Annotated in this window: 17 protein-coding genes; 9 read left to right on the top strand and 8 right to left on the bottom strand. The window is 39.3% G+C overall.

Translation table 11 applies throughout. From position 1 onward, the window contains the following. Nucleotides 1-3: 3 nt before the first annotated feature. The 8 genes from HOD97_01630 to HOD97_01595 all read right to left on the bottom strand — a co-directional run bounded on the left by HOD97_01630 (nt 4) and on the right by HOD97_01595 (nt 7748). Nucleotides 4-1602, bottom strand: coding sequence for a hypothetical protein (locus HOD97_01630; protein ID MBT4280310.1), 1599 nt, complete (start codon nt 1600-1602; stop codon nt 4-6). A 15-nt stretch (nt 1603-1617) separates the two neighbouring features. Then, nucleotides 1618-2862, bottom strand: a complete 1245-nt coding sequence (locus tag HOD97_01625; GenBank protein ID MBT4280309.1) for a DUF4097 family beta strand repeat protein — start codon at nt 2860-2862, stop codon at nt 1618-1620. Then, complete coding sequence (locus HOD97_01620; GenBank protein ID MBT4280308.1) at nt 2859-3818, bottom strand: HEAT repeat domain-containing protein; 960 nt, start codon at nt 3816-3818, stop codon at nt 2859-2861. Before HOD97_01620 ends, HOD97_01625 begins: the two co-directional genes overlap by 4 nt. Then, a complete protein-coding gene (locus HOD97_01615) occupies nt 3811-4368 on the bottom strand; it encodes an RNA polymerase sigma factor (GenBank protein MBT4280307.1) in 558 nt (185 codons plus the stop codon). The genes HOD97_01620 and HOD97_01615 overlap by 8 nt, the downstream gene beginning before the upstream one ends. Nucleotides 4369-4481: 113 nt before the next feature. Next, a complete protein-coding gene (gene mdh, locus HOD97_01610) occupies nt 4482-5417 on the bottom strand; it encodes a malate dehydrogenase (GenBank protein MBT4280306.1) in 936 nt (311 codons plus the stop codon). Between the two features lie 94 nt (nt 5418-5511). After that, a complete protein-coding gene (gene rpmA / locus HOD97_01605; protein MBT4280305.1) occupies nt 5512-5766 on the bottom strand; it encodes a 50S ribosomal protein L27 in 255 nt (84 codons plus the stop codon). 2 nt (nt 5767-5768) lie between these two features. After that, nucleotides 5769-6149 carry a 50S ribosomal protein L21 gene (gene rplU / locus HOD97_01600; protein ID MBT4280304.1) on the bottom strand — a complete coding sequence of 127 codons (381 nt, stop codon included), beginning with the start codon at nt 6147-6149 and terminating at the stop codon, nt 5769-5771. 27 nt (nt 6150-6176) lie between these two features. After that, nucleotides 6177-7748, bottom strand: coding sequence for an Rne/Rng family ribonuclease (locus tag HOD97_01595; protein ID MBT4280303.1), 1572 nt, complete (start codon nt 7746-7748; stop codon nt 6177-6179). A 409-nt stretch (nt 7749-8157) separates the two neighbouring features. On the opposite strand from HOD97_01595, the gene metH reads away from it, so the two are divergent. The 9 genes from metH to lysF all read left to right on the top strand — a co-directional run bounded on the left by metH (nt 8158) and on the right by lysF (nt 20309). Then, entirely contained in the window at nt 8158-11691 is a 3534-nt protein-coding gene (gene metH / locus HOD97_01590; protein ID MBT4280302.1) for a methionine synthase, read from the top strand. Nucleotides 11692-11725: 34 nt separating this feature from the next. Further along, complete coding sequence (locus tag HOD97_01585) at nt 11726-12505, top strand: 3'(2'),5'-bisphosphate nucleotidase CysQ (GenBank protein MBT4280301.1); 780 nt, start codon at nt 11726-11728, stop codon at nt 12503-12505. Between the two features lie 2 nt (nt 12506-12507). Continuing rightward, nucleotides 12508-13470: an FAD-dependent thymidylate synthase gene (locus HOD97_01580; GenBank protein MBT4280300.1), complete on the top strand. Its 963-nt coding sequence runs from the start codon at nt 12508-12510 to the stop codon at nt 13468-13470. An 80-nt stretch (nt 13471-13550) separates the two neighbouring features. Beyond that, on the top strand, nt 13551-14228 hold the full coding sequence (gene radC, locus HOD97_01575) for a DNA repair protein RadC (GenBank protein MBT4280299.1): 678 nt from the start codon (nt 13551-13553) through the stop codon (nt 14226-14228). 215 nt (nt 14229-14443) lie between these two features. Then, nucleotides 14444-14902, top strand: a complete 459-nt coding sequence (locus tag HOD97_01570) for a DUF1905 domain-containing protein (GenBank protein MBT4280298.1) — start codon at nt 14444-14446, stop codon at nt 14900-14902. 123 nt (nt 14903-15025) lie between these two features. Continuing rightward, on the top strand, nt 15026-16234 hold the full coding sequence (locus HOD97_01565) for a citrate lyase ACP (GenBank protein ID MBT4280297.1): 1209 nt from the start codon (nt 15026-15028) through the stop codon (nt 16232-16234). An 11-nt stretch (nt 16235-16245) separates the two neighbouring features. Beyond that, entirely contained in the window at nt 16246-17793 is a 1548-nt protein-coding gene (gene citF / locus HOD97_01560) for a citrate lyase subunit alpha (protein ID MBT4280296.1), read from the top strand. Nucleotides 17794-17795: 2 nt separating this feature from the next. Beyond that, the gene (locus tag HOD97_01555) at nt 17796-18335 is read left to right on the top strand and encodes an HDIG domain-containing protein (protein MBT4280295.1); all 540 of its coding nucleotides are present in this window, start codon (nt 17796-17798) and stop codon (nt 18333-18335) included. A 3-nt stretch (nt 18336-18338) separates the two neighbouring features. Beyond that, nucleotides 18339-20309, top strand: a complete 1971-nt coding sequence (lysF, locus tag HOD97_01550) for a homoaconitase (GenBank protein MBT4280294.1) — start codon at nt 18339-18341, stop codon at nt 20307-20309. Nucleotides 20310-20355 lie beyond the last annotated feature (46 nt).

Here is a 20355-nt window from a genome sequence, read left to right as displayed (position 1 = left end):
TCCTTAAAAATTGTAATTAACTCTTACGGTTGTTTCAATTTCCCCACCAGCATTCATTGGTTTGGCTATGTTTACTATAAAGTTGAGATCATCATCCCCGTCACCGTTTCCAATACCAATACCAACCGACGTAATGGCGGAGGTTTTTATTTTTTCAATCTCAAATGCATAGTCAGATTTGTCCCACGCATGACCCCCATCTGCAAATAATTTTACCAACCATTCTGAATCAGTGAATTCAGGTGTAATGATAAATTCCACATTGCTTTGTACAAATTGGTTTCCTGTTTGATCTTTGTAAGGATGTGCGCTCACAGATCCAATTCCACCAACGCCGAAATCCCGGTGCGGGAGGAGGTCGCCAGTGGATGTGCCACCCATCAAACGGGTTCTGAGAACAATCCCTTCGGCAATTTCCCAATTCAGGATTCCCATAGCCATAATTCTATTAACTTGCTGTCCTGAATCCAAATTGGTTTTATACCATTCAGATTGAGCAAAAAGTGCGAGTCCATTATTTAACGGATGGTAATCTTTGGTTCTGAATGCAGCGGTCACCTCGGTTGTTTTCACTTTTTCCAAATGAATAACCGGGACATTTTCTCTCAAAATTCTGTTTTTTTCAAACAAACTCCAGATATCTGCGACAGATATTGAATCATGACTAGCCTCGCTATACGCAGCTTTAATTTTCAACCGGGAAATATCTAATCCAAAACCAGCCTCCCATCCAATCTCATCCCATCGGTCGTAAAAATCCTGTTTGCCAAGGAAAGATGCTAAGGTGTTTTCTATCTGTGGCAATCGGTAAGCATCATCGGTTCGGCTTTCTTTAAATCCACTTCCGAATACGGTAATGTTTCGGTTAAGCCCAAACGTTTTTTCCATGGTTAGTCTCCCTGTATAATCGGGCGTATGATGTGGCTTCATACGAACACCCATCGATGATGTAATCCTAAAACTAGACAGGGAACGGCGATCCCAGCGTTTGTGAAAAAAATTAAGAAGAAGTCCTTCATTTCTATTATATACAAAGGTGAGTCCCTCAGGATGAATCCAGCTTTTTCTCGCACGTTCCGACCGCTCTTCCAATTCAAAATCAGAGGTACCCTGAATATTTTCCTCAGGATCAGTTTCGCGGTACAGCAATCCTTCTTTTATATTGCTTTCAATGATTTTCCCATTGATTACCACATTGCCATGTTTCTGGACTTTTCCGCCAACCACAACAATTTGACCATCCAACACTGCAGTTTCATTCAACCTAGCGTCACCTCCGATCAAGGTAATCTTGCCTTTGACGGTACCATCCACAATCAAATCGCCGCCGATGATCCGGATATTATCATAAGAAACTTCTCCCGAAACAATCACATGATCTTTATAAAAAATGATTTCGTCCGTGATAGTGTCCTCTTCATGCTGCCATTCAATTGCAGTTTTTGGTTCATCATTCACATCATCATATTCGTTTTCATGATTATCTTTAAATGTTTCACCCAGTTGCTCTCCAACTTCTTCGGCACCTTCTCCAATCTCTTCAACGACCTCGTCCACTCTTTGAGCTACCAACAGTATTGGCAGTACAAATGTAACTAACATAAAATATTTCATATTTCAATCCCTTTCAATGATAATTGAGCCATAGGCTGATTTGAGTGTAACCGGATGATTTCCATCTCCGATTACTGCTGATCCCTTCACGTGGTTTTCACCAAGGGTGATAGTGATTGGAAATTCAGATTCAATAGCCCTAGATGAGTGTGTTCCCGTAACCATTGCATCAATGGTGGATGAAAAATTGATAGGTAAAACGAGTTCAATATCGCCGGATAAAGCTTTGAGACTGATGGAATGATCCTGATCATTGTTAGCCCCAGTTTTTATAATATTTAAATCTCCACCAGAGGATGTGGCATTGATTGATCCGCTGATATATTTACCATAAACGGATCCACCCTGCGTGGATGCATTGATGTTTCCGTCAATGTGATTTAGTTCAATATCTCCGCCGGATGTCGCCGCGTATAATGCACCATTCAAAGAATATATTTCAATGTCTCCACCCGATGTTATTACATCCAGATATCCTTTAATATTATCGACATCAATGTCTCCACCGAAAGTTTTTGCTACAGTTTTTTCTCCTTCAATATATGATAGTTCAATATCTCCCCCGCTTGTAGTAACAGTCAGTTGTCCGGTAATATGGTTTGCGTCAATATCTCCGCCAAATGTTTTGACGATTAATAATCCATCTACTCTGGCAATTTCAATTTCTCCACCCGAAGTTGTTACTGTAAATGACCCTTCTGAATCCTTAATTAAAATATCACCTCCGGATGTTTTCCCGTCTACGCGTCCAGATAAATTCACAAGCTCGATATCGCCGCCGCTAGTCTGGCATTGAATGGCGCCTACAATTTGATCACATCCGATATTTCCACCTGATGTGTGTAATTCCAGGTTAAAATGACTTGGCAATTCAATAGCGTAATTAAAATTAACCCTGGGGGATTTCATAAGAATACCTTCGATCTTAAAGAGATCAGAATTGAGATTGCGAGACACTTTTGATTTTGATTGTTCGAATAATTTTTCAGCTTTCTTTTTAGAAAGTGATTTAATATTCATAGTTTCAATAATGATTATGTCGTCCCCGGCAGTACCCTGAATAATAACATCTCCTTTTACGCGGTTTACAATTAAAGATCGTTCATTTAAATCACCTAATTTCGATTTAAAATGATACGTGGTTTTTCCTTTAAATCGGTTAAACCCATCCAAGTTAAATGATTTCAAAATATCTTGGGCGATACTCACTTGAAGATTTAACATAATTATTGTTAAAATTATCTTCATTGCAATGACTCAATTTTTTCACCAATTTGAAATTCCTCAATAGAATCAAGAATTTCTATAGATCGGTTTTGAATGAATTCGTTTTCATCCATCATGGAAACTACCTGAAGAGCAGGTACAATATTGTTTGATGGATATTTAGCTAAAATTTCAAGAGAACCCATTCGAACCGCTTCATTTTCATCCTCTAATAAAACTTTCAGGCAAGCATTTGAAAGAAGATCATCAACTTTATATTTGTTGAGCAATTTCAGAGATCGCAATCGGACTCCCGGGTTTGGATCTGAAAGAATAGAGGACATTAGTGCCATTTTCATGGTATCATGCTGGGGAACATCATTCAGGTATTTTACCGCTTTTAGTCGGTTCCCCGGATTTGTATCCTTCAGGAGAAGATAAAGGAGAATCTTTTGAATATAGTCGTCTTCAGGATTTCCGCTAATATCGAAAATTTTGGAAGTTCTCATTCCAAATTGGATGGAACCTGCGCCATTTATTTCTTTTATATTTACCTGCTTTAAGGCGCCAGTCTCGATCAGTTCCAAAATGTTTGGATAATTAGTTGACGTTGATTCAACCTTGTGAATTGAAGAGTTGAAAGATAATTGACCAATAAAAAAAGCAATTGCTACATAGGCTGCTACCGCCCACATCGGTTGGCGTACATTGGCGAAGCGCATGAAATAATCTGGGATAGCCCACCGATTTGTTTGTGATTTTTCCTGTTCTAAGGTGTTTCGAAGTATCAACTGTTGACTTTGAAGAAATTCATGAGTTGGCCGTATTGTAAAAGTAGTTTTTGTCAAGTTAAGAGATGATGCGATTTCTTCCACAAATTGATAGAGTGCTTTATCGGTCCCAAGTGTTTTTTCGAATTCTAGCCGATCCTTTTCTGACATTTCATCAGAAATATAGAAGTACGCCTTTTCTTTTAAAGTTTCGTTGAGTTTAGACATATCTGTATTCCTTGAGCTGAATGCGAATTTTTTCCATTGCTCTAAACAAATATTTTTTTATGGTGCCTTCAGAAATATCCATGATGTTTGCTATTTCACGAATTTTCAATTCCTGCATATGTTTAAGGATAAATACAGTTTTTTGTTTATCCGGTAATGATTTCACAGCTGTTTGAACCGCAGAAATAATTTCTTCGGAATGTTTATTTTTATCGGAAGAATTTGAAATCCAGTCAAGTGGATCATACCCGGAATCTGAATCCACATCCTGAATATTCATTTTTGTTCTTTTTTTCTGATGGGTTAAAAAAGTATTAACCGTAATTCGATAAAGCCAAGTGTACAATTCACTTTCGATCCGAAATGATGATATATTTTTCCATGCTTTCATGAAAACATCCTGATAAAGGTCTTCAGCATCGTGTTGGTTTTTTGAAAGGTGAAATGCCAATGTCATAATTTGGCTATCATGTAATGCAACGAGCTGGTGGAAAGAATCTGAATCTCCAGCTTGGGCGTTGATGATTAGTTGTGTGGTCTTGTCGTCCAATTTGTAATGTTTTCACAGAGCGTTTGACTCACCATATGAAAAATGGTTGTCAATAAACTTACTAGAAACCGAATTGTTAAATATTACGGCTTCTGGTTTAAATTATATTTGGACTAAAGATTGGTTTCTGAAACGGTTTTTTTAACAGCCTCGAGCGTTTTATTCAGTTCAAGTTTTTCATTATCGGTTAAGTCGAATTCAAGAATTTTCTCTACTCCGCCGGAACCGATTACAGTAGGAACACCAATAAAATACCCATCAACCTCAAATTCCCCCTCGCAAAGAGCAGCACAAGGAATAACTCGTTTTTTATCTCGAATAAAAGATTCAGCCATTTCAATTGCGGATTGTGCAGGTGCATAAAAAGCAGACCCATTTCCAAAAAGTTTGACAATTTCTCCGCCAGCGAAACGAGTACGTTCTTCAATTGCATCTAGCTTTTCTTTTGAAATTAGGTTCTTTACCGGCACTCCACCAACTGTTGCGAGTCGAGTAATTGGCACCATGGTGTCACCATGACCACCCAGCACCATGCAGGTCACATCTTGCACTGACAACCCGGTTTCCATTGCAATAAAAGTACGGAATCTTCCACTATCCAAGGCACCTGCCATACCAACAACCTGGTTTTTGGGGAATCCGGAAACTTTATAAAATGCATACACCATTGCATCTAATGGATTGGATATGACAATCACAAAGGCTTTGGGCGCGTGTTTTTTAATATTGTCTGCAACATCTTTAATAATTCCGAGATTAATACCAAGCAGATCTTCCCGATTCATCCCGGGTTTTCGCGGAATACCAGCGGTAATGATTATAACATCAGCGCCATTAATATCTTTATAATCAGAAGTTCCGGTAATATTCGAATCATGGCCATCATGAGGTCGAAGTTGCATTAAATCCAGTGCTTTACCCTGTACCATTCCTTCTGCTTTAGGGATATCGAAGATTACAACATCGCCTAATTCTTTTTGAGCGGCAAGAAGTGCAAGGTTTCCACCGATTTGTCCGCCACCAATGAGTACTATTTTTTTACGTGCCATAATATGTTTTTCCCTTCAAAATTCAGGTAGAATTTAAAAACCCCATCTCAATAAAGGAGACAGGGTTTTTAGAATCACTTTTTATTATTTGATGTTAGTCAGTAATGACATTAACAAGCTTTTTGTTACTACCTTTAGTACTGAATTTGACGATGCCATCTGCTATTGCGAAAAGTGAATCGTCACCAGCTCGGCGAACATTTTGCCCCGGATGAAATTTTGTTCCGCGTTGTTTTAGAATAATTCCTCCAGAAAGGATTGTTTGCCCGTCGGCAACTTTTACGCCAAGATTTTTTGCATTAGAATCACGCCCATTTCTTGAGCTTCCCATTCCTTTTTTATGTGCCATGATTAACTATCCTCTTTTTCATTATTGTCCGGTTTGACTTCTTTTTTAGGGCTAGCCTTTTTCTTAACAGCTGATATTCCAATTTTATCAATCTGCAATAGGGTAAACCCCTGACGATGTCCATTTTTCCGATTGTATCCTTTCCGTCTTTTTTTCTTGTAGATCAGGATTTTTTTATCCCGACCATGTTCAAGAATACTAGCAGAAACTGATGCACCTTTGATGGTTGGATTGCCAGTTTGAACCTTTTTTCCGTCATCAGTAAGAAGGACGGAGTCAAATTGTACTTTTGTTCCAGGATCACCTTCCAAGCTTGCGACCTTTACTTTAGCGCCCTTTTCAACTCGGATTTGTTTTCCTGCGATATTTACGATTGCATACATAATTATTCCTTAATAAAGCCGGCGAATTTATGCTGAAGTTTTGTCCTTTTCAACCCCTAGCTCTTTGGTGAGGTCTTTTCCGGTTTTTACAGAAATGAATCTGAATTCACCACGACCCACTTCCAAATTGTTTTCGATAGAGATGTGGACAAAATTTTGCCACATTAATCCGCGTAAAACTTTACGTTTTTCTTCTAATAAATAATTTCCGATATCTGGATGAATTTCTAATTTTAATTTGATTCCTTTGAACTTTCCTTTATATCGCCTAAGCCAATGATCAATTCTCGTAATGAGTGTTTCTCTAGATAAAATCCTACCGGCCCCCCTACAAGTTGGACAGCCTTCGCTCATAGAATCTAATAAGCTTACTCTAATGCGTTGACGTGTCATTTCCAATAGTCCAAACTCAGATATTTGACTGACAGCGACCTTTGCGCGATCTTTCCGCAATTCTTTCCGAAGCTCGTGGTACACTTTTTTTCGGTTAGATTCTTCCCGCATGTCAATAAAATCTATCACGATCAGGCCGGATAAATCACGTAATCGAAGTTGGCGAGCGATTTCCCGAGTGGTCTCAAGATTTATTTTTAAGGAATTTTCTTCATGTTGTTTTTTCCCAATAAAACGCCCGCTATTCACATCTACAACCACCATTGCTTCAGTCTTTTCAATAATAAGGTAAGCACCACTTTTTAGCCAAACTTTTGGGCGAAGTAGTTTATCCAATTCCGCCTCAATGCCCATACTCTCGAAAAGAGGTGCCTTGATTTTATATCTCTCCAAACGAGACGCCATGTTTGGTGCTACATCCTCTAGATAATTCTGGATCTTTCGATATATTTTTTTTGAATCGATTACGATCTTATTGACATCAAAAGTAAGTAAATCACGAATGACACTAGACGCAGTCTCCATATCCTCGAAGACTATCCCAGGTTCTTTGGTACGTTTTGATTTTGATTCCATTTTTACCCAGGCATCCATGAGGTTTTCATAATCGTTTCGGATAAGCTCTTCGCTTTTACCATCGGCAACAGTTCGGACTATAAGCCCAAACCCTCTATCTTTTAATTGAGATGTAATCCCTTTTAGTCGTCTTCTCTCGTATTTATCCCAAATCTTTTTTGAAATACCGATATAGTTTCCATTTGGTACCAGAACAAGCAATCTCCCTGGTATGGCGACTTCAGTGGTTACTCTTGGCCCCTTGCCGGCAAATGGTTCTTTAATGACTTGGACGTAAATATCTTGACCGGTTGTCAGATCAACACGAATATTTCCATCATTTTTTCTATTCCGACTGTTTTTCCCTGTTTTCCGACCTTTGCCATTGGTCCTATCATCGTCTTCTTCTTCGATTAAATAATCGGTGTTCTCAATTTCTGAAAATGGTAAAAATGCATTTATCTCATGCCCAATATCCACAAAGGCAGCCTGCATGCCGGGAATAACATTTTCAACTTTACCTTTATATATATTCCCGACCATTCGTTGCTGATCTTGTTTCTCAACGTAAACCTCTACCAATCGGTCATCTTCGAGAATACCAATACGGGTTTCACCCATACTTTCGTTTATATAGATTTCTTTCTTCATGTTCGCTCCTTTAGCAATTGCGCAAAACGCATTGCTTTCTGTTAGGGCGGATGATATACGTGATTGACGAAGGACAGTCCCCAAGAAGGGGCGGTTCAGTCTGTCCAAAGGCCGTCAGTTAGTTGAGGAGGGATATGTTTTTGTGAATTTTTATTTTCGACAAAAAAACTGTGAACCTTGAAAAAAGCTTAAGTTAAGAGTCCGGTTCCTCAATACGACTTCATCCTAACCCCAAGATAAGGGATTTAATGTGTCAACCCAAGAGATTTCATTAATAATGTTAAGTTCTTGAAACCATTCATAACATTGACGTAAACTGACCATAGTCGTAATTTATGCCCTATTGCCGCGACGTGAAAGAATGGTGCTAAAAAGGTTAAACCCTGATTTAGCAACGGGTTTTTTTATTATGAAAAAGATGAAAAAAATACTCAACAATCGTATTATGGTTTTTGATGGTGCCATGGGAACCATGGTCCAGTCATATAACCTTAAAGAAGAAGATTTTCGTGGAGATCGTTTCAATAATCACCCGAAGGATCTGAAAGGCAATAACGATTTGCTTTGCCTCACACGTCCCGATGTTGTGGGGGAAATCCATAAAGCCTATTTTGATGCGGGGGCAGACATCGTTGAAACCAATACCTTCAACGCAAATGCTATATCCCAAGCAGATTATTCAATGGAAAATCTGGCATATGAGATCAATTATGAAGCCGCCAAAATTGCTAAGTCTGTTGCAAAAACATATTTAGATAAACCGCGATATGTTGCCGGTGCATTGGGTCCAACCAACCGCACTGCTTCTATGAGTCCTGATGTGAACGATCCGGGATTTCGAAATATTTCATTTGATGAATTAAAAAATGCATATTACGATCAGGCTAAAGGATTATTGGATGGTGGGGTCGATTTATTTTTAGTTGAAACTGTTTTTGATACGCTGAATTGTAAGGCAGCACTTTTCGCAGTTAGCACACTTTTGGAAGAGCGCGGCGTTGATATTCCAATTTTAGTTTCGGGTACAATCACCGATGCCAGCGGTCGTACCCTATCCGGGCAAACAGTCGAAGCATTTTGGCATTCTATTCGTCATGCAAATTTAACCGCCGTGGGTCTCAACTGTGCATTAGGTGCCGAACAAATTCGCCCCTGGTTGGATGAATTATCTACAATTGCAAATATTCCCGTTTTTGTTTATCCCAATGCGGGTCTTCCCAACGAATTTGGTGAATACGATGAATCACCGGAGGCGATGGCGGACATCATTAAAGAATTTGCTGAAAGTGGGTTGGTAAATTTGGTCGGTGGATGTTGTGGTACAACACCGCCACATATTAATGCAATTGCTAAAGCAGTTAAAGGATTAACACCGCGTAAGATTCCAGACATTAAACCGTTGACTAAATTAAGCGGACTTGAACCGGTCACCATTCGTCCCGAGAGTAATTTTGTAAATATCGGTGAAAGAACCAATGTTACCGGTTCAGCCAAATTTCGCCGATTGATTAAAGAAGATAATTATGAAGAGGCGCTTTCTGTTGCACGACAACAAATTGAAAATGGCGCACAGATTATTGACGTAAATATGGATGAAGGGTTACTCGATTCTGAGCAAGCCATGGAAACATTTTTAAGATTAATTGCAGCAGAACCGGATATTGCCAAAGTGTCAGTCATGGTGGATTCATCCAAATGGACTGTATTGGAACAAGGGTTAAAAAATCTCCAAGGAAAAGGGGTAGTAAATTCAATTTCCATGAAAGAGGGCGAAGCAGAGTTCATCCGTCAGGCAAAAATTATAAAGAAGTATGGCGCAGCTGTAATCGTAATGGCTTTTGATGAGAAAGGGCAGGCAGATTCTTATGATAGAAAAGTAGAAATTTGCACTCATGCCTATAAAGTATTAACGAAAGAGGTCGGCTTCCCGCCTGAAGATATTATTTTTGACCCCAATATTTTTGCAGTTGCCACCGGAATTGAAGAACATAATGGGTATGGAAAAGCGTTTATTGATGCAACCCGCACCATTAAGGAATCACTTCCAGGTGTTCACATTAGTGGTGGCGTGTCGAACCTCTCTTTTTCATTCCGTGGCAATAATGGTGTCCGTGAAGCCATGCATTCTTCATTCTTATATCATGCGGTTCAAGCTGGAATGGATATGGGAATTGTAAATGCAGGTCAACTTACTGTTTATGATGATATTCCTCCTGATTTAAAAGAACGGGTGGAAGATGTCTTATTTAATCGAAGAGAAGATGCAACAGAACGCCTTGTAGAAATTGCCGATGAATACCGCGGTGTTAAGAAGTCACAGAAAAAAGATTTATCGTGGCGGGAAAATTCTGTTGAGGAAAGATTAAGCCATGCACTGGTAGATGGTATTACGGATTTTGTGGTCGAAGATACAGAAGAAGCGCGTCAAAAATATGAACGTCCAATTCATGTGATTGAAGGCCCACTTATGGATGGGATGAATGTGGTGGGTGATTTGTTTGGCGCCGGGAAAATGTTTTTACCCCAGGTTGTGAAATCAGCGAGAGTAATGAAAAAAGCAGTCGCACACTTGTTGCCATTTATTGAAAAAGAAAAAGACGAGTTGGGATTGTCGGGAATGTCCAACGGCAGAATTATTATGGCTACGGTGAAAGGCGATGTTCATGATATTGGGAAAAACATTGTTGGGGTTGTGCTCGGATGTAATGGCTACGATATTATTGATCTTGGCGTCATGGCGCCATCGGACAAAATCCTTTCTACTGCGAAAGAAAAAGGTGCCGATATTATAGGTCTTTCAGGATTGATCACGCCTAGTCTGGATGAAATGGTTCATGTGGCTAACGAAATGGAACGACTCGAGTTTGATATTCCACTATTGATTGGCGGTGCCACAACGAGTCGCAAACATACCGCTGTAAAAATTGAGGAAAATTATTCCGGTGCGACCATTCATGTGATTGATGCCTCTCGAGCGGTGGGTGTTGTGAGCAAACTATTAAATGCAGACGAAAAAGAAACGTTTGTCGCAAAAACTCGAGCAGATTTCACTCAAATTCGGGAAACACGTGCAAAAGGGTCCAAAATAAAACGCCTTGATATTGGAACAGCAAGATCAAGGAGATATAAAATTGATTGGGAAAAATATCAAGTGCCAACACCAAAATTTCAAGGTATAAAAGTTTTTGATGATTACCCTTTGGACGAACTGGTGGACTATATTGACTGGTCACCTTTTTTCCATGCATGGGAATTAAAAAGCGTTTATCCGAGAATATTGACCGATAAAAAGTATGGGAATGAAGCGCAAAAACTTTTTGATGATGGTCAAGCTCTATTGAAAAGAATAGTATCTGAAAAATTGCTCAAAGCAAAAGGGGCGATGGGGATTCATCCTGCACATGCAGAAAATGAATCCGTAATTACAGATTGTGTAGAATTCAATTTTCCCCGACAAACGGTGGATAAAGGGGCAAATAAACCGAATTTTTGTCTGGCAGATTTTATTGCACCCAAAGATGACTTTATTGGCACATTTGCAGTGACTACAGGTCATGGAATCGAAACTATCGTAAAAGAATTCGAAGATCAACATGATGATTACAATGCTATAATGGTTAAAGTTTTGGCTGATCGATTGGCGGAAGCCTTTGCAGAGCGATTACATGAAAGAGTACGAAAAGAATTTTGGGGATATGATTTGGGAGAATCTTTAAGCAACGATTCCTTAATAAAGGAAAAATATGTAGGTATTCGTCCCGCCCCGGGATACCCTGCATGCCCGGACCACTCGGAAAAAGATAAAATTTGGACCCTCTTGAATGTGGAAGAAAATGCAGGTATTTCTTTAACAGAAAGTCGCGCCATGTATCCTGCAGCTTCCGTCAGTGGCTGGTATTATTCACACCCCGAATCCAGGTATTTTTCAGTGGGAAGAAGTTGATTAATTTATATTTTCTATGGATTAATTTCCATGGATGAATTCTGAATTAAATCTTGCCAAAGATGCTGCCATTGAAGCTGGCAATCTTATTTTAAAATATTATAAGTCCGATTATGAGATTGAAGAAAAGGGATTTCATAACCCCGTAACTACTGCTGATCATGAGGCTGATGCATGTTTAAAAGAATTGTTGATGAACGCTCGACCGAAATATGGTTGGCTTTCAGAAGAAACGGTAGATTCACCTGATCGTTTGGAAAAAGATCGGGTTTGGGTTGTGGATCCATTGGATGGGACGAAAGAATTTATTGAGGGCGTTCCAAATTTTGTGGTAAGTGTGGCGCTTGTGGATAATGGATTCCCGATTGTGGGCGTGCTCTATAATCCTGTAACAAAAGAAATGTTTACAGCATCCAAAGGTGAGGGATCATTTTTAAACGATGATCCAATTCAGTGTGCCACCAAGGAAAATGTAAGTGAAATGGTTATTCTGAATAGTCGATCTGAAACACGACGAGGGCTCTGGGCACCATATAACGGTACATTTGGCAAACTCAAGGCTGTGGGTTCTGTCGCTTATAAATTGGGACTGACTGCAGCAGGGAAGGCAGACATATTTGCATCTCTTCGTCCGAAAAACGAATGGGACATTTGCGCAGGAAATTGCATTATCAATGAAGCCGGTGGAAAGTTGATTGACCTAAAAGGGAATCTTGTTAGTTTCAATCAAGAAAAGACGCTTATTGAACCGGGCTTAATTGCCGGTGAAATTGTTGCAGTGGACAAAACGTATAGTATTTTAACAGGATATTAATAATGACAAACATACCAAAAGATGCCATCAAATGTTTAGATAAAGGTTTCGTTCGGCTCGTGGATTCCATGGGTGGAGATAATGCCATTGTGCAAGCAGCGCGGGTTAGCTATGGACAAGGGACAAGCAAAGTTTCCCAAGATCGCGGACTCATTCGCTATCTCATGCGTCATCGGCATACCACACCATTCGAAATGGTGGAATTCAAATTTCATTGTAAAATGCCAATTTTTGTTGCCCGACAATGGGTACGTCATCGTACAGCAAATATTAATGAATATTCTCTACGCTATTCCGAAGCTCGTGATGAATTTTATTATCCTGATCCGGAAAATATTCAATTCCAAAGTGCGTTGAATAAACAAGGCCGATCCGGAGAAGTCCCGCCTGAATTAAAGCAAAAGGTATTGGCATACTTTAAAGAGAATTCAGAAAGAAGTTTTGCCCTATACCAAGAGTTAAATGAAGCAGGTGTGGCACGAGAATTGGCACGATCGTTACTGCCTGTAAATATCTATACGGAATGGTATTGGAAAAATGATTTACACAATTTATTACACTTTATCGGTTTACGATCCGATAGCCACGCCCAGTTTGAGATTCGTGTTTTTTCTGACGCGATGGCCGAATCGGTTAAAAAGGTCGCACCCTTTGCATGGGAGGCATATCAGGATTATGTGATTCATGGGATGCGATTTTCTAAAATTGAAAAAGGATTGTTGGAGAAAAAACTTCCAGACCGCGTAATAGATGATATACTTGAAGATATTGCGTATCAAGTAGCTGCGACCCTTCATAAAGGTAAACCCAGAGAAGCAGCTGATCTATATCTATTATACAAAAAACAGGGAGGCTCTGATTCTGAAAGAGATTTCAAACTCAAATGGGATTCGGGTGAAATTGAGATTGGGAACGTGCGGGAGTTGCGAGAGTTTAAGAAAAAACTTATCTCATTAAAAAAATAAGAGGGAGTAATAATCTGCTAAAGTGGTGAGGTCCTTGTCCTTATTGTTTCTCACTTAAACACTTTCAATACTTAAAACACATGAACACTTCAAATAATTCAGGTCACCGACAACGTCTTCGAGAAAAATTTCTCAAAAGTAGCTTGGACGGTTTTCTTGATTATGAAATAATTGAACTTCTACTCACGTTGGGGACACCTCGATCCGATTGTAAACAGCCAGCAAAAGATGCCATGAAAAAATTTGGTTCCTTAAAAGCTGTTCTAGAAGCAGATTCCAAGGATTTGAAAAAAATAAAAGGTATTGGTGATAAAAATATTTTTGGTCTCAAGTTGACACAAGATGTGGCACGTCGCTTTTTAGCTGATCGAATTCTTGACATGGATTATATTCGATCTTCAGGTGATGTGTTGAATTATTTAAAGCATTCACTACGTGACAAAAGCAACGAAGTTTTTTTGGTGATCTATCTGAATGGTAGAAATCAAATACTAAAAATGGAAAAACTTTTTGAGGGGACGTTGAACACTTCAGCCGTTTACCCCCGGGAAGTAATAAAGCGAGCTCTTAATAATAATGCATCTGCACTTGTTTTAGTTCATAATCACCCCAGTGGAAATCCCAATCCAAGCCAGGATGATTTAACCATTACCAAAAAATTAAAAGAAGCAACAAAAACCATCGATGTATATATCCACGATCATTTAATCATTGCCGGAGATGATGTGTATTCATTTGCAGACCATGGATTGATTTGAATTGCAGAGCCACAGAGAACACGAAGAATAAATTATTTAGAAGAAGATAAATGGAATACTTTGACTATAATTATGACGATCTATTTAATCCTTTATTAGAACCTTTACATAATTTAGGTGGTTAAGGTTCTAATGTTGAAATAGAAGAAATAGTCCAAATAAATAAAGATTGGTTTTCCAATATATAATCTCTCTCTGTCCTCTTTGGCTAAACAATGAAGAAATTTAAAACAAAACTCATCACCTATGATATTTCCGGTGCTTGGACTTTTTTGACTGTTCCGTTCAGCGTTGAAAAGGAATATGGTTCAAAAGCAAAAGTGAAAGTAAAGGGAACTATTGATGGTGTCTCTTTCCAAAGTACACTTTTACCATTGGGTGGCGGGAAACATAACTTGGTGGTTAAAAAAGAAATTCGTAAAAAAATTAGCAAATATGCAGGGGATACGGTTTCTGTCAAGATGGAAAAAGATACAGCAAAAAGGGTTGTAAAAGTACCGCAAGATTTCCGTGATGCTATGAATCCTGAAGCTGTTGAATTTTTTGATGGATTGGCACCATCTTATAAAAAACTGTATGTAGAATGGATTGAAGGTGCGAAAAAAGAGGAAACCCGCTTGCGTCGCATTGCTAAAGCAGTAAAATTATTATCTGAAAGGAAAAAGTTAAAATGACAATTGGTACACAGTATGTTGGTTAAAATTTTTAATTCGTTTTGCATTTCTTGGAATGGGTGAAAAGTCGGTCATAAATTCCCCGTCACTTTAAAAGACAGAATTCAAATTCAACGATAGATTATGAAAAAAGAATATTTTGCCGGGACAAAGGGTGACAAACCCAAATCTGATTTAAAAATTACCTATTCACCAAGTTCTAATCCATTAGATTTTTTATTATCAAGCAAGGTTGATATATTATTTAGAGAATCTATTCTTAACCAGGCGAAGATGGTTTGTAAAGATTTAGGGATTAATTCCGGTGAATTCATCTTAGAAGATTTTGGCGCATTACCTTTTGTCATTGCCGCCCGTATTGAAGCAGTGATTAAAGCTGCTCATCCAGGCATCGCGGAAGAATCTTTACCGGAAATGAAACCTCATTGCAAAGGAAAATCAAATCGAGATCGTTTTCGTCGTAGTCGATTATATATTCCAGGAAATCAGCCCAAACTTATGCTGAATGCCGGCATTCACAAACCGGATGGAATTATTTTGGATTTGGAAGATTCTGTAGCATCGTCAGAAAAAGAATCCACTCGGTTTATCGTTCGGAATGCTCTGCGGACATTAGACTTTTTTGGTGCTGAACGCATGGTGAGAATCAATCAGGGAGAGATGGGATTAATAGACCTTGAGTTTGTTGTCCCTCACAATGTTCATTTGGTGCTTATTCCAAAAGCGGAAAGTAGGGAACAGATTATAGCTGTAGATGAAAAAATTTCGGATATCAGTAAAAAATGCGGACGGAAAGAACCGGTGTTTCTTATGCCTATAATTGAAAGCGCAAAAGGTGTGATGCATGCATTGGAAATTGCCGAAGCTTCACCAAATAACGTTGCACTGACGATTGGATTGGAAGATTACACTGCCGATCTTGGAATCGTGCGTACGGATGAAGGTAATGAATCTTTATTTGCACGCAGCACAATCATCAATGCTGCCCGCACTGCAGGTCTTCAGGCAATTGACACTGTATCAGTTGATATCAGTGACGAGGAAGCATTAAGAATTTCGGCCAGAGAAGCCAAGGCTCTTGGTTTTAATGGTAAGGGCTGTATTCATCCAAGACAAATTCAGCCAATTCATGAAGAATTTTCACCAACTGATTCAGAAATTGAAAGAGCAAAAAAAATTATATTGGCGTTTGATGAAGCCGAAGCAAAAGGACTTGGTGTGGTTTCACTGGGGAGTAAAATGATAGATGCTCCTGTTGTACAAAAAGCACAGCAGACCATTGATTTGGCCATTGCTTCGGAGCTGTTATCAAAAGATTGGAAGAAAAAATGAAAAAGCCAAAAATGGTGCAAAATTCTGTTAGCCGATTAGTTCCTGTTGAAATAAATGGAATTAAACAAACTCCATTTATGGGTGTTGATAAACATAAACCATCGGGTCCAAAAGCAGCGCCGCCTATTCGCTCTTGCTCTGGCTATCCAAAGGATGGGAATAAAATAATCGGATCTTTGCAAAAAGCATTGAAAAAATGCGGATTAAAGGACGGTATGACTATTTCGAATCATCACCATTTTCGTAATGGAGATTTAGTTATGAATCAAGTGTTCGATATTGCCGCAAACATGGGTGTAAAAGGTTTACGCTGGTTTCCCTCGGCTGCTTTTCCATGCCATAAACCTGTAATTGACCATATTAAAAACGGAACCATTGATTGGATTGAGGGCTCATTAAATGGACCTCTGGGTGATTTTGCATCAAAAGGAGGAATGCGCGGAACAGGCGTTTTAAGAAGTCATGGCGGCCGCTGGCAGGCGGTGCAAGATGGAGAAGTTCACATTGACATTGCTATTATTGCCGCGCCGACTGCTGATGAATTTGGGAACGCCACGGGAGATCGCGGTTCATCCGCGTGCGGATTATTGGGGTTTGGTCTGGTGGACACTCTGTATGCCGATAAAGTCATAGTTGTGACAGATAATTTGGTGCCATTTCCATGTGTGCCTTGGCAGATCCAGGGGCAGAATGTGGATTATGTAGTTGTAATGGATAAGGTAGGAGATCCGGAAAAAATTGTGTCAGGGACAACCAAACTCACCCGCTCTCCGGATAGATTATATATTGCTGAACTGACAGCAAAATTTGTTCAAGCTGCCGATATTCTTCAAGACGGTTTTAGCTTTCAAGCCGGTGCCGGCGGCACTGCGTTGGCATTTGCCATCTATTTGAAAGAAATGATGAAAGATGCTGGCATCAAAGCCCGATTCATCCGCGGTGGTTCCACCAAATATCTAGTGGAAATGCTGGAAGAAGGGCTTACTGATTTTATTCTGGATGGTCAAACATTTGATTTAGATGGCGTTCACTCAATGAGAGAAAATTCGGGCCATGTGGATACATCGCCTTTTACCAGTTATAATTGGCATGGAAAAGGAAATTTTGCTTCCATGCTGGATGTAGTAGTGCTGGGTGCTACAGAAGTGGATGTAAATTTTAATGCCAATGTAGTGACACATTCGGACGGTCGAATGCTTCATGGAATTGGTGGTTGGCAAAATTGCCTTTTCAGTAAATGTACTATATTACCCATCCCGGCCTTTCGAGATCGTATTCCCATAATTGTGGATGAAGTCACAACTTTGGTCGGTCCTGGAGAATTGATTGATGTTATTGTTACCGAAAGGGGCATAGCCATTAATCCGTTACGGAAAGATTTGATAAAGGCAACAAAAAACAGCGGTTTACCAATCAGAAAAATTGAGGAGATAAAAGCGGAAGTAGATGACCTTATTGGTGGTGCCCCTGAAAAACCAGAACTAACAGATGAAGTGATCAGCGTTGTTAAATGGGTTGACGGGACGGTTATAGATTCGATTTTTAAAGTAAAGGAATGATTATGAGCAATAAAGAAAACATATTAAAAATTTGGCCTGAAATAGATTGGATAAAGAATAAAGAATTAAAAGAAAAGGTATCCGCAGCATGGGAATGGGCAATCGATAATAGTGTATTGTCAGCAGATGACTTGATGGAAATTCCATTTTCACTCTTAATAAAAGATTGTAACGTAACCTTTATGAATCATAAGCGAACCTGTGTCCATCTGGCTGTTGATATTGCTAAACGTATGCAGGAAAATTTTGGTGATGAAATTGAGATTAATATGGATATACTCATTGCCGGTGCCATTTTAATCGACGTGGGGAAATTGTTAGAATACGAAATGATTGACGGTAAACTATCTACAAGTGATTACGGTAGCAAAGTCCGCCACCCATTCAGCGGAGTTGCCATTGCTGCGAGATTTGATTTACCGGCAGATGTTCAGCATATTATCGGTACTCATTCAAAAGAAGGCGAATTAGGTAAACGAACGGTAGAATCTATTATTGTACACCATGCTGATTTTGTGAGTTTTGAACCATTTAAAGCGTAAAAAATGTCACAAAATCTAGTTGAAAAAATAGCACAGAAATATACTGTGGATTTACCGCAGGGGATCGAAGTTCATTCTGGGGATTATATTTCGATTCAACCAGAACATATTTTGACCCACGATAATACAGCGCCCGTATCAGAAAAGTTTAAATCAATAGGCGCTGCCAGAATAGCCATCCCCCGCCAACCCATGTTTGCATTAGATCATAATGTGCAGGATACGTCTTCGTCAAATATGAAAAAATATACCGAAATCGAAACATTTGCGGAAAAAATGGGAGTAGATTTTTATCCGGCTGGGCGAGGAATAGGTCATCAGGTAATGTGTGAAGAAGGTTACGCTTTTCCCGGGACAATGGCTGTTGCTTCCGATAGCCACGCAAATATGTACGGCGGTTTGGGATGCTTGGGAACACCTGTAGTTCGAACAGATGCAGCCGCCATTTGGGCGACAGGTAGAACATGGTGGCAAATACCAACCGTTGCTAAAGTTGAATTGACTGGAAAAATATCTTCCGGAGTAACTGGAAAGGATGTAATTATTACACTTGCTGGGGTTTTTAATCATGATGAAGTATTAAACCATGCATTAGAATTTTCCGGGGAAGGAATTAATTCTTTATCCATCAATGATAGATTAACCATTGCCAACATGACCACCGAATGGGGCGCCCTTGTGGGGTTATTCCCTATTGACGATGTGACGATTCAATGGTTACGAAACCGAGCAGAATTTATTTCTAAACGGGGGTTGGAAGGTGTTCCTTCTGACGAAGAAAGTAAAAATGGCGAGCATCCGAGAATAAATCTTGACCGTATTCAGCAGTTGGAAGATGAACATCTTTCTAGAGATGCTGGTGCATTTTATGCAAAAGAATTAACATTAAATCTATCCACTGTTACCCCCCATGTTGCCGGACCGGATAATGTAAAAACCATGACGGCGGTAAAAGAAATGTCTAATCGAAATATCTCAATTAATAAAGCCTATTTGGTGAGTTGTACGAATAGCCGGACAGATGATTTAACTCAAGCAGCTGAAATTGTGCGAGGTAGAAAAGTAGCTAAACACGTTGAATTTTATATTGCCGCTGCTTCCAGCGAAGTCAAGGCAGCAAGTGAAGAAAAGGGTGACTGGCAAACATTATTGGCTGCAGGTGCTATTTCTTTACCACCGGGCTGTGGTCCCTGCATTGGATTAGGGATTGGATTGTTGAAAGATGATGAAGTCGGAATTTCTGCAACGAACAGAAATTTTAAAGGTCGTATGGGCAGCAGAAGCGCCAAAGCGTATTTGGCATCACCAGCAGTAGTTGCTGCTTCGGCTATAGCCGGTAAAATAACAGTCCCAGAATTTTATCCAGATACTGAACCTATAAGTAATATTGAAATAAATAGTCAACCTTCCGGAGAAAAAAGTTCAGTTTCGTTGTTAGAGGGGTTTCCTGAAAAATTATCCGGAGAGTTGATATTCTGCCATCAGGATAATTTGAATACTGATGGTATTTATCCCGGAAAATATACTTATGTAGATGGTTTGACACCTGACCAAATGGCTGCTGTTGTCATGGAAAATTATGATCCGGAATTTGGAAAAATTGTTGAAGAAAATGATATTTTGGTCAGTGGGTTTAATTTTGGTTCCGGCAGTTCAAGAGAACAAGCTGCTACTTCGTTAAAATATAGAGGTATTCAACTCGTTATTGCTGGTTCTTTTAGCCAGACATATAAGCGAAATGCACTGAACAATGGTTATTTGGTCATAGAAGCGCCGGACCTTGTGAAAGATTTGAAAGAAAAATTCGGTACCAAAAAATTGACAGTTAAAACAGGTTTGCTTGCTTCAATTGATTTCGCATCATCGGTGCTGCAAGTAGATGATATACAATATTCAATTTCTGCAGTTGGAACAGCCGCACAAGAATTAATCTTGACGGGTGGATTAGAAAACTGGGTGAAGAAAAGAATTTGATTCACAACGAATAAAACGAAGCAAACGAATGGAATAAATGTGAGAT

The sequence above is a fragment of the Candidatus Neomarinimicrobiota bacterium genome (assembly GCA_018651745.1).
Classification (GTDB): Bacteria; Fidelibacterota; Marinisomatia; order Marinisomatales; family TCS55; genus JAAZYX01.
The sequence above is the reverse complement of the archived record's forward strand: the minus strand, read 5'-3'. Positions and strand labels throughout refer to the sequence as shown.